The organism is Moheibacter sp. (assembly GCF_049672845.1).
Taxonomy (GTDB): domain Bacteria; phylum Bacteroidota; class Bacteroidia; order Flavobacteriales; family Weeksellaceae; genus Moheibacter.
In genome coordinates this window covers 126257-141083 of record NZ_JBATWT010000023.1, presented here as the reverse complement: position 1 = coordinate 141083, position 14827 = coordinate 126257, and the positions used below count along the sequence as shown (strand labels likewise).

The 14827-nt window shown below is 38.4% G+C and carries 16 protein-coding genes; 10 read left to right on the top strand and 6 right to left on the bottom strand.

Features of this window, described 5'->3' with window-relative positions; translation table 11 throughout:
* Positions 1-8: 8 nt before the first annotated feature.
* Entirely contained in the window at positions 9-1013 is a 1005-nt protein-coding gene (gene nadA / locus WBF63_RS08320; protein ID WP_424369248.1) for a quinolinate synthase NadA, read from the top strand.
* Between the two features lie 4 nt (positions 1014-1017).
* Here nadA and WBF63_RS08315 read toward each other — a convergent pair whose 3' ends face one another.
* Together WBF63_RS08315 and WBF63_RS08310 are read right to left on the bottom strand one after the other, a co-directional pair.
* A complete protein-coding gene (locus WBF63_RS08315; RefSeq protein WP_424369247.1) occupies positions 1018-1863 on the bottom strand; it encodes a DUF6438 domain-containing protein in 846 nt (281 codons plus the stop codon).
* A gap of 17 nt (positions 1864-1880) precedes the next feature.
* A complete protein-coding gene (locus WBF63_RS08310) occupies positions 1881-3617 on the bottom strand; it encodes an agmatine deiminase family protein (protein ID WP_424369246.1) in 1737 nt (578 codons plus the stop codon).
* A gap of 114 nt (positions 3618-3731) precedes the next feature.
* On the opposite strand from WBF63_RS08310, the gene rsmI reads away from it, so the two are divergent.
* Both rsmI and WBF63_RS08300 read left to right on the top strand, forming a co-directional pair.
* The gene (gene rsmI, locus WBF63_RS08305) at positions 3732-4409 is read left to right on the top strand and encodes a 16S rRNA (cytidine(1402)-2'-O)-methyltransferase (RefSeq protein ID WP_424369245.1); all 678 of its coding nucleotides are present in this window, start codon (positions 3732-3734) and stop codon (positions 4407-4409) included.
* 9 nt (positions 4410-4418) lie between these two features.
* A complete protein-coding gene (locus WBF63_RS08300; RefSeq protein ID WP_424369244.1) occupies positions 4419-4889 on the top strand; it encodes a hypothetical protein in 471 nt (156 codons plus the stop codon).
* Here WBF63_RS08300 and recJ read toward each other — a convergent pair.
* Genes recJ through WBF63_RS08285 form a run of 3 tightly spaced genes read right to left on the bottom strand, consistent with a single transcriptional unit; the run spans position 4886 to position 8026 of the window.
* Entirely contained in the window at positions 4886-6583 is a 1698-nt protein-coding gene (recJ, locus tag WBF63_RS08295) for a single-stranded-DNA-specific exonuclease RecJ (RefSeq protein ID WP_424369243.1), read from the bottom strand. The genes WBF63_RS08300 and recJ overlap by 4 nt on opposite strands.
* A gap of 35 nt (positions 6584-6618) precedes the next feature.
* Positions 6619-7365: a uroporphyrinogen-III synthase gene (locus WBF63_RS08290; RefSeq protein ID WP_424369242.1), complete on the bottom strand. Its 747-nt coding sequence runs from the start codon at positions 7363-7365 to the stop codon at positions 6619-6621.
* Positions 7366-7378: 13 nt separating this feature from the next.
* A complete protein-coding gene (locus tag WBF63_RS08285) occupies positions 7379-8026 on the bottom strand; it encodes a DUF4271 domain-containing protein (RefSeq protein ID WP_424369241.1) in 648 nt (215 codons plus the stop codon).
* Positions 8027-8100: 74 nt separating this feature from the next.
* On the opposite strand from WBF63_RS08285, the gene WBF63_RS08280 reads away from it, so the two are divergent.
* Together WBF63_RS08280 and WBF63_RS08275 are read left to right on the top strand one after the other, a co-directional pair.
* Positions 8101-8820, top strand: coding sequence for a polyprenol monophosphomannose synthase (locus WBF63_RS08280; RefSeq protein ID WP_424369240.1), 720 nt, complete (start codon positions 8101-8103; stop codon positions 8818-8820).
* Complete coding sequence (locus tag WBF63_RS08275) at positions 8817-9191, top strand: DUF4296 domain-containing protein (RefSeq protein WP_424369239.1); 375 nt, start codon at positions 8817-8819, stop codon at positions 9189-9191. The genes WBF63_RS08280 and WBF63_RS08275 overlap by 4 nt, the downstream gene beginning before the upstream one ends.
* 4 nt (positions 9192-9195) lie before the next feature.
* On the opposite strand, the gene WBF63_RS08270 is transcribed toward WBF63_RS08275, so the two are convergent.
* Positions 9196-9948 (bottom strand): alpha/beta fold hydrolase, encoded by a 753-nt coding sequence (locus tag WBF63_RS08270; protein ID WP_424369238.1) that lies wholly within the window; start codon positions 9946-9948, stop codon positions 9196-9198.
* Positions 9949-9998: 50 nt separating this feature from the next.
* Here WBF63_RS08270 and WBF63_RS08265 point away from each other — a divergent pair, with 50 nt between their 5' ends.
* The 5 genes from WBF63_RS08265 (at position 9999) to WBF63_RS08245 (ending at position 14759) form a co-directional block, all read left to right on the top strand.
* Positions 9999-10544 (top strand): hypothetical protein, encoded by a 546-nt coding sequence (locus WBF63_RS08265; RefSeq protein ID WP_424369237.1) that lies wholly within the window; start codon positions 9999-10001, stop codon positions 10542-10544.
* Positions 10545-10654: 110 nt separating this feature from the next.
* The gene (locus WBF63_RS08260; RefSeq protein ID WP_424369236.1) at positions 10655-11968 is read left to right on the top strand and encodes a M16 family metallopeptidase; all 1314 of its coding nucleotides are present in this window, start codon (positions 10655-10657) and stop codon (positions 11966-11968) included.
* 24 nt (positions 11969-11992) lie between these two features.
* Positions 11993-14032, top strand: coding sequence for an insulinase family protein (locus WBF63_RS08255; protein ID WP_424369235.1), 2040 nt, complete (start codon positions 11993-11995; stop codon positions 14030-14032).
* A gap of 179 nt (positions 14033-14211) precedes the next feature.
* Entirely contained in the window at positions 14212-14460 is a 249-nt protein-coding gene (locus WBF63_RS08250; RefSeq protein WP_424369234.1) for a type II toxin-antitoxin system ParD family antitoxin, read from the top strand.
* On the top strand, positions 14460-14759 hold the full coding sequence (locus WBF63_RS08245) for a type II toxin-antitoxin system RelE/ParE family toxin (RefSeq protein ID WP_424369233.1): 300 nt from the start codon (positions 14460-14462) through the stop codon (positions 14757-14759). The genes WBF63_RS08250 and WBF63_RS08245 overlap by 1 nt, the downstream gene beginning before the upstream one ends.
* Positions 14760-14827 lie beyond the last annotated feature (68 nt).

The following is a 14827-nucleotide window of genomic DNA, read 5'->3' as shown; positions in this document are numbered from 1 at the left end:
TATTAAAAATGCAAACAATCGAACAAGCAACACAAACATTACCTATCAAAGGTTACCTCAACATGGAAATCCCAGCTGGAATTGACTTGGTAGCTGAGATCAATAAAATGCGCAAAGAGAAAAATGCCATCATTCTGGCGCATTATTATCAAACCGGCGACATTCAGGACATTGCGGATTTTTTGGGCGATAGTTTACAATTGGCGCGTGCTGCTGCCGATACGGATGCCGATATGATTGTTTTCTGTGGCGTTCACTTCATGGCGGAAGCAGCCAAAATTCTGAATCCGACCAAAAAAGTGGTTCTGCCCGATATGCTAGCGGGTTGCTCGCTTGCCGACTCTTGTACAGGCGAAGGTTTACGTGCTTTGCGTGAGCAACATCCCGGATCCATCGTGGTAAGTTATATCAATTGTGATGCAGGTGTGAAGGCTGAAAGCGACATCATTGTGACTTCTTCCAATGCGGAAACCATCATCAATTCTTTGCCTCCTGAACAGAAAATCATCTTTGCACCCGATAAAAATTTAGGCCGATATCTGAACCAGGTTACGGGAAGAAAAATGATTCTCTGGGACGGTGCCTGTATGGTGCACGAAGCTTTTTCCTTGGAAAGAATTGCACAGCAAATGGCAGAAAATCCAAATGCCAAACTGATTGCCCATCCCGAATCAGAAGAACCGGTTTTGCAAGTTGCAGATTTTATCGGTTCAACTTCGAGATTATTGGATTATGTTCAAAACGATGAATCACAGGAATTCATCATAGCTACGGAAGAAGGAATCATCCACGAAATGCGGAAATTAGCACCCCATAAAAAACTGATTCCGGCATTGACACAGGATGAATCTTGTAATTGCAGCGAATGTTTTTACATGAAAAGAAACACGATGGAGAAGTTGTATCTCTGTATGAAATATGAATTACCTGAAATCCATATCGAAGAGGAATTAAGGGTAAAAGCCTTGAAATCAATTAATAAGATGTTGGAATTGTCGGTGAAGGTTAAATAAGTTTTTATTGAATGTGATTTAATATATCATTCAGTTTATTGTAAATTGCTTTTAAGTCAATATTTCCTCTTAGTCCATAATCTGAAATTTGTTTAATTTCTTCATTTTCAAATTGAATAGCTAATGTTCCTGTTTGGTCGTCAGTCCAATTCACAGAATAGAAATCTTTTAAATTCATTATATCTGAATAATATAATAGACCAACCAATTCATTGTAATAAGTTGAACTTATTTTTCCTATTTTCTTTCCTTTAACTTGGGTATATTTAATACCAATATACTCAAATGAATAATCGGATTTTATAGTAATTTCAAATATTGGACAATTTCCAAAACAACCATTCGTTGAAAATTTAATTTGATTTATTTGATTTAAATTCTTTGGCTTATTCCTTTTATACGAAACAAGTTGTCCATATTTAAAAGTCAAGCTATCAAGTTTAAATGTATCATTTAAATAGTCTTCCGATTTCACAACTAATACAACATCATCTTGGTATTTATAAATTTTGTCTAATATGGGTTCAAAATCATATTGCAGAATTTTGTTTAATTTCAATTCTTTAAAATTATTATTTCCATTATTCAATACTAAAATTAAAGAGGAATAACCATCAACAACAAGATCAATAAATCCATTATTGTCTAAATCATTTTTTTTCACATATTCATTAAAATCTTCATTGTCGACCTCTTTCTCCTTATTGAAAACATATTTGAATGTATATTTTTTATCAATATATTTTGATAAAAATTGAGCAGTTTGTTTATTAGTTTTTAAGTCTTCAATAATCTGAGAAAATGCTATTGAAAAAGAAAAACAGAAAAGAATTAATAATAAGTATTTCATGTTTTACAAGAATAAACCTACTTCACCACCAGTTTCCTCGTTATTTTCCCAAATGCCCCTTCAAAACTAACCAGATAAACGCCTTTCCAGGAAGGATTTAAGTCCAATGTAATTTTTCCATCCGGATTTTCCAGTTGATTTTCAAATAATTTCTCACCCAAAACCGAATGAATTCTCAGGTTTAATTTCCCTGAAATATCATTCAAATCAAAATATACTTTGTCTTTTGCAGGATTTGGATAAGGCCCTCTGATGCTGTGTGTTGCCCATTCGTCAGTGGACATTTGTAATACATTGAAAGTCCAGAAACCTTCGGGTGCAGGCATGGGACGTGCAATGGATTTTCCGGAATTCGCTTCTGCCCAGATGTAATAATCAATTTCTTCCGAATCAGCCGGAACCGTCAGTTCAGCCAACCAATTATCCTCCGAAACATTCGTCATGGAAACTTCCTGAAAGGTTGTTTCGTCAGATTGTCTCCAGAAAACTTTGGCCTGCGCTACTCCCGAAATATGTTTGATTTGCGCTTCCACCGGAATTCCGGTAGTCGTGGAAACATTTCTCAATTTTTCATGCAAAATCCAAAGCGGATCGGTCACGCCAATCGTATGCGTAATGCAGTGAATCGCACCACCACCGTTAATCAAAGGCTCCGAAGGATTGTCCACGTCAATTCCCACAATTCGGTATCCGGGCATGGCTTCCTGCCAAATTTGCAAAGCCTCGCCATCCACTTCGGGACGATAAGTAGGTACAAGTATTGTTTTATTGACGATTAGCGCATTGGTATAAGTTCGATAAGCACCGCCATTGTGCGGATACTGACCCGATGTACTGGGCGGAGCCGGAATCCATTTGATTTCATAATCATTCCCAAATGGCGTTTGAAAAGTACTGGTGATATAATTGATGTTTTCTATGATCTGAGGCCCGTCTGCCACGCCATCGGGATATTCGCTTACCAGAATTGTTTCTTCGTCCAATAATTTCATGTGCATATCAATGTGATGAATTCCGTCATAAGGCAGCACTTCCATTTTCCGATACGACTGAATTCCCATATAATCCTGCATAATCTGATCTATCTGTGCTTCGGTTTTAGCACTTACGCCATAAGGATTTCCTGCCTGATTTTCCGTCAGAATCAGTTTTGAAGCAAAAGCATTTCCCATTCCGTCCGACATGAAATTACCGCCTGTATTGACCAAATCGGCCGGAGCAGTATCGGTCACATAAAGTGGAATATCCAAATAATCCGCATGATAAGTTGGAATTACATTATCCAAAGGTCGCGGACGGTTGTAAATCCAATCTACCAAAGCAAGTTCGCCCACATCATTGGTATAAACCGTATTTCCGGCATAATCGCGTATCCAGATACTGTTCTTTGGCGCGTTTATAAATTCCACATTGGTCAGATCAATTCCATTTGAACTTAAATAATTTTCCACTGCTACCTGATTTGTAGTGGCAATCAGCACTTTGCATTCGTCAACCGCCGCTGCAACGATTTGTCTTTGAATATCCTGATATCCGGACGACCAGCCCAATACAAGATATTCTACTTCTTCCCATTGTGCTGCAGTCCGGACAGGCTGAGAAGGAGGTGGCGTAAGATTTGTTCCGCTAAACTGATAACTTGAAATCAGACTTTGCTCTTGTGGCGTTAGTCCTTTGGGAAGAATTTCCTGTGCCGATATTTGAGTGCCGAAAGCGAAAAAGGAAAACAGAATTCCGAGATAAAATTGTTTCATGTGTTGAAATTAAAGTTCTAAGGTAGAAATAATTATAATTTAAATATTACTAAGTTCAAATGTAATTCTTACCTACAAAATATTTGGCTAACTGAAAATCCCTAAATTCGCTCAATGGCAGGAAAACTATTTTTGGTACCCACACCTATTGGAAATTTGAAGGATATGACCTTTCGGGCGATTGAAACCTTGAAGGAATCGGATTTGATTTTGGCGGAAGACACCCGGAACAGCGGAATCTTATTGAAACATTACGAAATTTCCACACCCATGCGCAGCTATCATGCGCACAACGAACACAAAGTGACAGAAGAAATTATCCGGCAGCTACAAGAAGGAAAAACTTTTTCGCTGATTACCGATGCCGGTTCACCCGGCATTTCCGATCCTGGTTATTTATTGGCAAAAGCCTGTGTGGAAAACGAAATTGAAGTGATGGCGCTTCCCGGCGCAACAGCTTTCGTTCCGGCTTTGACGGTTTCGGGTTTGATTTCAAATGAATTTGTTTTTGTCGGATTTCTCCCGGTAAAAAAAGGCCGCCAAACCAAACTCAACGAATTAAAAGAAGAAAAAAGAACCTTGATTTTTTATGAATCTCCACATAAAATTACTCGAACTTTAAAGGATTTGGCAGAATTTTTTGGTGCAGAAAGAAAAGCAAGTTTGTCAAGGGAAATCACCAAAAAGTTTGAAGAAACACTTCGCGGAACGCTGGAAGAATTGCATAAAATTTCGGAAGAAAGAAACCTCAAAGGCGAAATGGTTTTGGTGGTGGAGGGTTTTAATATTTGAAAATAAGTTATGACTTATCGAATTGCATTTATTATATCAATCATCTTAATAGAAAGTTGTTCCACTAAAAAAGTTGTGATTTCTGACCAAAGAAACGATTTCAGAAACATTTACTTTTCAAAGGCAGAAGTTGATTACAGTTCTCTAGCTTTAAATCATACAATTTTAACTCGTGGGTCGGATATTTTGGATATAAAAAATGAAATAGATGGGAAAACTTTAGAAAAATTAAGAAAACTTAATATTTACGAAAATAACACTATGAATTTTGTGAATGCCTATAATGATTCCCTTCAAGTGGTTTTTTCGTTCCCTAAAAGGGATTGTTTATCAGACGAATTGTCAAGTTATTTATGGAATTTTTCAACTTCAAAACAATACATCATAATTTCTGCGAAGGATGATTATAAGATCGATTCAATGGTAATTTCGCATGAAACCAGAATTGTTCCTCCTGTTGATTGCGCAGCAGACCTTTAATCCCTGAACCTCACATCTCGTATATTCAGTTGCAAATAGGAATTTCCTTTCCAATGGTTTTCCTCAATCGAATATACCACATCAAATCTTCTGTATTGAAAATCTTTTGAAAATTCGCCCATATTAAAAGCAACGGCTTGCATCTGAATGTTCCCATCGACAAGTGTCAGGCGAAGGTGTTCTCCGTTTTTACCCATTTCTTTGATGTCTCCGCCGATGAGATTTTTTGTCAAAAACAAAGGCGTCATATTTTCCGGTCCGAAAGGTTCCATTTGATTTAAAACTTTTAAGAAAAAGGGAGTGATATGAGCGAATTTAATTTCCGTATCGATTTCAAGTGAAGGTTTTCGCTGAATCGGGCGGATTTTCTCTTTGACTAAGTTTTCAAATCTCTCTTTGAAAGTTTCGAAGTTTTCAATCGGCATGGTCAGTCCGGCCGCAAAGCGATGTCCGCCATATTTGGTCAACAAATCGGAACAACTATCGATAACTTCATATATGTCAAAATCCTTTACAGAACGGGCAGATCCAGTAATTTCGCCATCGTTTCCTTGAGTGAGCACAAGCGTTGGCCGATAAAAAGTTTCAATCAATCGAGATGCAACAATTCCCAAGACGCCCTTGTGCCAATTCGGGTCGTAAACAACAGTGGTATAGCGATTTTCTTCTCCATTTCGGTGAATCATTTCAATGGCTTCGCTAGTCACCTGACTATCTGTTTCTTTTCTTTCGTCATTTAAATTATTGATTTCCAGAGCAAAGTCAGAAATTTTCACATCATCTTCTGCGATCAATAGTTCTACAGATTGAGAGGCGTGTTTCAGTCGTCCTGTAGCATTGATTTTGGGAGCAATTGAAAATACAATATTCGAAATATTAAGCTTTTCTTTATGCTTCTCTCCCAGCAAACTCCTCAATCCGGGGCGCGGTGATTCCTGGATTTTTTTCATTCCGTAATAAGCCATCGTCCTGTTTTCTCCGATGATAGGAACAATATCTGCAGCAATGCTGACAACTAATAAATCCAGGTATTTTTCAAGATTGGTATTGTCGTGTTCAAGTTTTTCTGTCAAAGCCTGCATTAATTTAAAACCGACGCCACAGCCGCTTAATTCTTTAAATGGATACTTACAGTCGTTACGTTTAGGATCCAGAACTGCAACAGCATCCGGTAATTTTTCTCCGGGTAAATGATGGTCACAAATGATAAAATCGATGTTTTTTTCATTGGCATATTCAATTTTATCCACGGCCTTTATACCGCAATCCAGCGCAATGATGAGCGAAAAGCCATTGTCTTCGGCAAAATCAATTCCCTGAAAGGAAATACCATATCCTTCTGAATATCGGTCAGGAATATAATAGGAAACATTTGGATAAAAAGATTTGAGAAATCCATACATCAGCGCAACTGCGGTGGTTCCATCCACATCATAATCACCATATACCAATATATTTTCTTGATTTTCAACCGCTTGCAGGACCCTGTCCACTGCCCTGTCCATATCCTTAATTTGATATGGATCATGAAGATGAGAAAGTTCAGGGCGAAAAAAAATCCGTGCAGATTCAAAAGAATCTATACCTCTTTGCGCCAAAATAATGGCAAGAGGAAGCGGGAGCTTTACCTCCTCCATCAAAAGTCGGACTATTTCCGGGCTAGGGGCGGGCTTTATCACCCATTGGTTTTTCATTTCCAAATGGTAATTAATCCCCTAATTTAATACTTTTATTTCTTATTGACCGCTTTCATGTACTTTTCCAAAGCCATGGTCATGGATGGAGTTTCGGGTGTAGGAACCTCTATATCGATACGCAGGCCCATTTCTTTGGCTGCTTGAACCGTGGTTTTCCCGAAAACGGCAATTCGGGTTTGATCTTGAACAAATCCCGGAAAATTTTCAAATAATGATTTAATTCCTGATGGGGTAAAGAAAACCAATATATCATACTTCACATCTCCCAAATCGGATAAGTCGCTGGAAACCGTACGACAAAGTATGCCTCTCTCCCAATTTAGACCCATTTCGTCCAAAAATTTAGGAACATCCGGTTTCAAAACGTCTGAAGATGGTAAAAGGAATTTTTCGTCTTTGTGCTTTTTGAAGAAAGGTGCCAAATCCTCTATTTCCTTCTCTCCTATATAGGTTTTTCTTTTTCTATAAACAATGTATTTCTGCAAATAAAAAGCAATAGCTTCTGACTGACAAAAATATTTCATGTCATCAGGAACTTGAAAACGCATCTCTTCTGCCAACCTGAAATAATGGTCAATCACATTACGGCTGGTGAAAATAACCGCAGTATATTTTGAAAAATCAATTTTTTGTTGTCTTACATCACGAGCATCTACTCCCTCAACTTGGATAAACGAGCGAAAATCTATTTTGACTTTATTCCGCTTGCTTAAATCAAAATAAGGAGAGGATTCAGTAGTCGGTTGAGGTTGAGAAACGAGGATAGATCTTACTTTCATTTGCATGTTTTAATTACCACATATTTAGAAACTTGAACAAGACCAAAAGGGGCAATATTTCCAGTGCGCAAAGATACAAAATATTATAATACCAAATTTTACTTTGTTTCTCGGGCTGATTTTTAAATATGTAACGATAGGTTAGCACTCTGATCATAACAAGTACAGCGACTAACACACCCAGTATTAATGGTTTGTGAACTTCCGTAAAATAAAAAAGCAAAACCGCTCCCCAAAGCACAAATACAGAATAAGCACGAAAAAAATTCAGGGTTTTCAAGTTAAAATTACGGTCGTGGCTAATACCAAATGCATAAGCAGCCACGGTTCCCAAAACAGATCTCGCACCATAAAATACCAAAATCAATACAGCAATGGCGAGCGTCTTTAAAACAGGGGTATAAAAAATATAATCATAATCAGACACCAGATACCCCATCATGATGGCACCGGCCAAAACCGCAAAACAAAATTGGAAAATCACACCAAAAAGTGCTTGATTATCATTGACTTCCTGAAAATTTTCCATATTCCGAAGCGACTCATAGTTATTTGAAAATAAAATTCTACCGACTACGATAATCGTCATGGTCAACAACAAAATATAAATCACCCAATCGAGATCTTCAACCGGACGTTCCAGAAAAAAAACGGACAACATGCTTTTCATAAACTTTGCAAAAATACAAAAGCAGTCCGTAGATATGAATTATATTAGCGCCATATTTCGAATCTATGTCGGAAAATCTTGTCATCATTCCTACCTATAACGAAAAAGAAAACATGGACGCTGTTTTGCGCCGCGTGTTTTCCCTTGACGTGGAATTTGATGTTTTGGTCGTCGACGACAGTTCTCCCGACGGGACAGCAGGAATTGTCCGGCAACTTCAAAATGAATTTCCACGACTTTTTCTGGAAGTAAGAAAGGAAAAAGACGGATTAGGGAAAGCTTATACACATGGCTTCAAATGGGCTCTGGCGAGAGATTACCAGTACATTTTTGAAATGGATGCAGACCTCTCACACAATCCCCAGGATTTGCCAAGGCTGCTGGAAGCACTGAAACAAGATGCCGACGTATCAATCGGCTCGCGATATTCCCATGGCGTAAATGTCGTCAACTGGCCCATGAGCAGGGTTTTATTATCTTTTATCGCTTCGAAATATGCCCGGTTCATTACAGGAATTCCGGTCCATGATGCAACCGCTGGGTTTGTCGGATATAAAAGAATTGTGTTGGAAACGCTGGATTTGAATCAGATTAAATTCAAAGGCTACGGTTTTCAGATTGAGATGAAATACAAAGCCTGGCGTAAAAAATTCAATTTGCGCGAGGTATCCATCATCTTTGTCAACCGAATAGCCGGCGAATCAAAAATCAGCCCCAATATTTTGGGAGAAGCGGTTTTCGGAATTTTAATGTTGAGAATTCGAAGTATATTTGGTAAGTTATGAAAAAACATGGGTTTTTTGGATTTATACTGACTTTTTTATTCGCTTGCACGAGTATTGTAGAGAAGCCCGAAAATCTTATTGAACAAGAAAAAATGGTGAGTATTCTTACCGATATATACCTGCATCAGCAGGCTTCTTACTTGTCAGAAATCAATCAGGATGGATTGGGATTCGCAAAAATTGATGCTCAGATTCTTTATAATCACCAAACCAATTCAACCGATTTTCAGGAAAGTTACCGTTATTACTACCTCCACCCCGAACTTTACAATGAAATTCTAATCGATGTACGCGACAATCTCGAATCAAAACTTCCGGAAGCTGACCGGAAAAAAAGAATTGAAGACCGCAACAATAAGGAAAAGAAATAAAATTTTAACCGAGGAAATTTCTGATGAAATTCAGGGTTTCCTGAGGCGCTTCTAAATGGGCCATGTGACCGGTTTCAAGCTCCAGAATGGAAATATTTTCTTTATTCGGAATAATTTTCTTCAAATCATCAGGATTTACGGCTTTGTCGTACTTTCCTATAATAATTCCAATTTTTCCCGTGAATTCTTCCAGTAAAAAACTCCGGTCTATACGCAGCCTCATTCCTTTGAGGGCCGCGGTAACGCCCTGAAGAGAAGTTTCGCGGGCAAGCGTTTTGGCCAATTCAATTTCAGGTTTTAATTTTTCTAAATTCTTTTCGGCAAAAAGTGATGGAATGCTCATTTTGATGAGTGTATCCAGATTTTTTTCAGCCGTTTCAACGGCTTTGAGACGTTGTTCCTTTTTATCAGGTGAATCGGGAAAAGTCGTGGAATTCATCAGAATAAAACCACTTATCGCATCAGGAAATAATTCGGTGTAAGCTAAAGTAACATATCCGCCCATCGAGTGTCCCACAAAAACTGCCGTAGAAACACCCAGCAAGTTCAGCGTTTCTTTTACTTCTCTTGCCATTTGTTCCATTGTATGCTCCTCATCAAAGTTCGGTGATTCACCATGTCCCGGAAGATCGAGAAGAATTATTTTATGCGAAGCAGATAGTTCATCCATCATGTATTTCCACATCTTCCTATTTTCCAGATATCCGTGCAGCAACACAACCGGATTTCCATAACCTTTTACTTCGTAATTCAACATTTCTTAGCGTATTAAGAGATTCCTTGTAAATTTACAGAAAGTTTTCGGGTATGCGTTTTGCCTTTTGTATGTTAATGAGTGTTTTTTTTGTTTTTTCGTGTAAATCGGATTCCAAAACTCCGATTGCCCAACCTGTGGAATTTGACAAAGCTGCCTATGCAGAAAATCTCAAAAAAGAAAGAGACAGCCTTAACTCCGAAAAAGTTGAAGTTGCCGCAAAACCTGAAACAGACTCGGCGACTGCTAAAAAAACAAATCTTGAATTTACCGAAACCACCGATACAATCTTGGTCAAATTCATTTATGGAAAAGCAAAAATCGACACGGCAAAACTGCCCCGACAGAAAATGGTCTTTTTGCTTAATTCCGATACGGCCAATAAAATCTGGCTGAAACTCAGCACTCAGGACAGTTTGGCCAATCTCAGAATTTCTCAGATCATAGATTCAAAAGGAAATTCAGACGGTCCATTCGGTCGTGAGCTGGAATTTCCGGTTGTGGAAAAAGGAATGCAGACCGTAATCGTTTCAGAAAGTCAGATGCAGGGAGACGCCTGGGGTGGAAAATTCAGTTTGGAAGCGCAACTGATTTGGTAGGTTTAAGTAATTTTGAAAATATAAGAAATATCAGTTTTAGCGAATTTCTCCCCCTAAAATCGTAACAAATTAATAAATTGTTCAACCAATAAACAAAAATTAAATTTTCTATGAAAAAATTTGGACTTGCGTTCGCATTTTTGGGTATATTAGGAACTACTTCTATGGCTCAGGAAATCGAATTTGAAGAATATGATCTGCCAAATGGTCTTCATGTCATTTTGCATCAGGATCATTCGGCTCCGGTTGTGGTAACATCGGTGATGTACCATGTGGGAGCAAAAGACGAACAGCCCGACAGAACAGGGTTTGCGCACTTTTTTGAACACCTGTTATTTGAAGGAACCGAAAACATCGAAAGAGGTGAATGGTTCAAAATCGTTTCGTCCAACGGCGGAAAAAATAACGCCAACACCAGCGATGACAGAACTTATTATTACGAAGTTTTTCCTTCCAACAACCTTCAGCTTGGATTGTGGATGGAGTCGGAACGTCTGATGCATCCTGTCATCAATCAAATTGGTGTGGATACGCAAAATGAAGTCGTTAAAGAAGAAAAAAGACTTCGTGTAGACAATCAGCCTTATGGAAATCTGTTGAAAGCGGTAAAAATGCACATGTTCAAAAACCATCCTTATCGTTGGACAACCATCGGTGAAATGGAACACTTGGACGCTGCCACTTTGGACGAATTTCAGGCATTTTTCAAGAAATTTTATGTAACCACCAACGCCGTTTTGGTTGTGGCAGGTGACTTCCAAAAAGACCAGGCAAAAAAATGGATTGCAGATTATTTCGGTTCGATTCCAAAACAAGCTGCGCCGGTAAAAGGTCAGTACGAAGAAGCGCCGATTACGCAGGAAATTAAAGCCACTTGGGAAGACCCCAACGTTCAGCTTCCGATGATGATTACGGCTTATAGAACGCCTTCTATGAAATCGCGTGAAGCAAGAGTTTTGGATATGATTTCTACGCTTTTGAGCGACGGTAAGAGTTCAAGATTGTACAAAAAATTAGTCGATACGGAAAAGAAAGCATTGGATATCGGTGCGTTTAACTTCAGTCAAGAAGACTACGGAACTTATTTCATTTATGCACTTCCGGTTGGTGAAACACCACTTACCGATTTGTCTGCTGCTTTTTCGTCAGAAATTAAAAAATTACAAAACGAGCTGATTTCTGAAAGAGAATACGAAATGTTGTTGAACAAATTTGAAAACCAGTTTGTGAATGCCAATTCAAATGTGGAAGGCGTTGCCCACAGTTTGGCGACTTATTATCTGCTCTACAAAGATGTAAACCTCATCAACAACGAACTGGATTTGTATCGTTCCATCACAAGAGAAGAAATCAGAGATGTGGCGAAAAAGTATTTGAATGACAACCAAAGACTGGTATTGGAATACGGTCCGGAGAAAAAATAATCGGCTAAATCAAGAATTAAAAAAATGAGAAAATTAGTATATATATTCGTTATGGCGTTGTTAACAGTCGGAGCGCAAGCGCAAGTGGACAGATCGCAACCCAAACCGGGTCCGGCACCAAAAGTAAATTTGGGAACTCCCCAAACATTTGAGTTAAAAAACGGACTGAAGGTAATGGTGGTGGAAAACCACAAACTTCCGCGTGTAACCATGACGCTGAGCATAGACAATTCGCCTTTTGTGGAAGGTGACAAAAAAGGAATCGACGATTTGACCGGTGCTTTGATTGGTAACGGAACCAGCAAGATTTCAAAAGACGCTTTCCAGGAAGAAATCGACTTCATGGGGGCAAGAATCAATTTCCATGGATCTGGCGCAAGTGCCAACACGCTTTCGCGTTATTTTCCAAGAGTTATGGAATTGATGGCGCAAGGTGCAATCGACCCTAAATTTACGCAAGACGATTTTGATACAGAAGTTGCCCGGTATATCGACGGACTAAAATCTGAAGAAAAAAGTGTGGCTTCAAACGCTGCCCGCGTAGAAAATGTTTTGGTTTTCGGAGCGAATCATCCGGCAGGAGAATTCACGACAGAAGAAAAATTGAAAAATTTGACTTTGAATGATGTGAAAAATCATTACCAAACTTATTTCGCGCCCAATAATGCTTATTTGATCGTGATGGGCGATGTGAAGTTCAAGGATGTGAAAAAATTGGTTAACAAGAACTTTAAAAATTGGAAAAAAGGAAATATTCCGGCTTCTGATTATCCGAATCCGACAAACGTGGCCAAAACCGAAATCAATTTCGTGGACATGCCCAATGCCGTTCAGTCAGAAATTGCCATTCTGAGTTCAGTTAATCTGAAAATGACCGACAAAGATTATTTCGCAGCTTTGATTGCCAATCAGATTTATGGTGGCGATTTTAACAGTTACCTGAACATGAACCTTCGCGAAGCAAACGGATGGACTTATGGTGCCCGTTCCAGCATCCGCGGAAATAAATATGTCGGGAAATTCAAAGCAGGTTCACAAGTTCGTAACGAAGTGACCGATAGCGCCGTGGTGGAAGCGATGAAAGAATTGAACCGAATCAGAACCGAAAAGGTAACGCCTGAGACACTTTCAACCGTGAAAGCTACTTTCATCGGGAATTTTGTGATGGATGCCGAAAAACCGGAAGTAATTGCCCGACAAGCTTTGTTGACCCAAACACAAGGACTTCCTTCAAATTTCTATCAGAATTACATCCAAAGCATCAATGCTGTTACGCCTGAAGATGTTCAGAAAGCGGCTCAGAAATACTTTTCACACGGAAATGCAAGAATTTTGGTTGTGGGTAGAGCGGCAGATGTTTTGCCTGCATTGGAAAAATTACCCTACACAATCAATTATTTTGACCGATTTGGAAATGCAACTGAAAAGCCACAACAGAAACAAGTAGACGCAAGCGTTACCGTGAAATCTGTTATGGATCAATACATTGCGGCTATAGGTGGTGAAAAAGTGAAATCTGTAAAAACGCTTCTCGCTAATTATGAAGCAGAAGTTCAGGGTATGAAACTGAACATGAAAGCCATCAATACGAGTGACGGTAAGGCGATGAACCTTGTCAGCGGAATGGGTATGGAACTTTCCAAAACCGTTTATGACGGAAAAACCGGATTCCATGTGCAACAAGGACAGCGAAAAGAAATGGATGCAGAAGAAATCGAGGCTTACAAATATGACGCACTTCCTTTTCCGGAATTGGTTCTGGCAGAAAAACCGGGCGTGGCCCTAGCAGGGATTGAAACCTTTAACGGAAAAGAGGCTTATGTCATTGTTGACGGAAAGAAAAAGACTTTCTACGATGTCAATTCGGGTCTGATTCTGGGAACTTCATCCGAACTGGAAGCACAGGGACAGAAAATGGTTCAAACCGTAACTTATGGCGAATACAAAGATTATGACGGAATTAAATATCCCTCTGAATTCACCATGAACGTTGGAGTAGATATGGTTTTCAAAGTGAAAGACATCAAATTCAATGAAGGCGTTTCAGATGCCGATTTCAAATAAATAAAAAATTTAATTTCTTACAAAAAACCTCTGTCGATTGGCAGAGGTTTTTTGTTGGATAATATTTTATGATTAGGAGTTATGTAGTAACCAATTACCAGACTCTCACTGAAAATTTAACATCTTACGTATTGAATAAAATACCAAGTTTTGGTATTTTTGAATGAAAGATTGAAATTATGGCAAAAAACACTTCCATATTGCTCGGTGATTATTTTGATAAGTTTATAAGCGAACAAGTTAGTTCTGGAAAATTTTCTTCTGCAAGTGAAGTCGTGCGAGCTGCTCTAAGAATGTTTGAACACGAAGAAACAAAAAAATCAGAACTTATTAAGGAACTCAAAAAAGGCGAAAAATCTGGTTTTGTGAAAAACTTTAATAGAGAAAAACTTCTGGAAACCTTTCACCAAAAATATGCTTCTGAATAATGAATTTTAAAATCAGTAAGGAAGCAGAGATTGATCTTGAAAATATTTGGCTTTACACTTTTGAGACTTGGTCAAAAGAACAAGCTGATAGATATTTCAACCTAATCTTTGAGGAAATCGAATATTTAACTCAAAATCCAAATTCAGGCAAAGATTATAGTCATATTAGGGAGGGTTATTATCGCTCAAAAGTAAAATCACATTTTATATTTTACCGCATAAACTTAAAAGAAAACGTATTAGAAATCATCAGAATTTTACATCAGCAAATGGACATTGAAAACAGATTAGGTGAATAATACTAGCTATACATAAATATCAGTAGCTGTTCTACCACGGTGGACACGTTGCAGAACTCTCTTTTTCA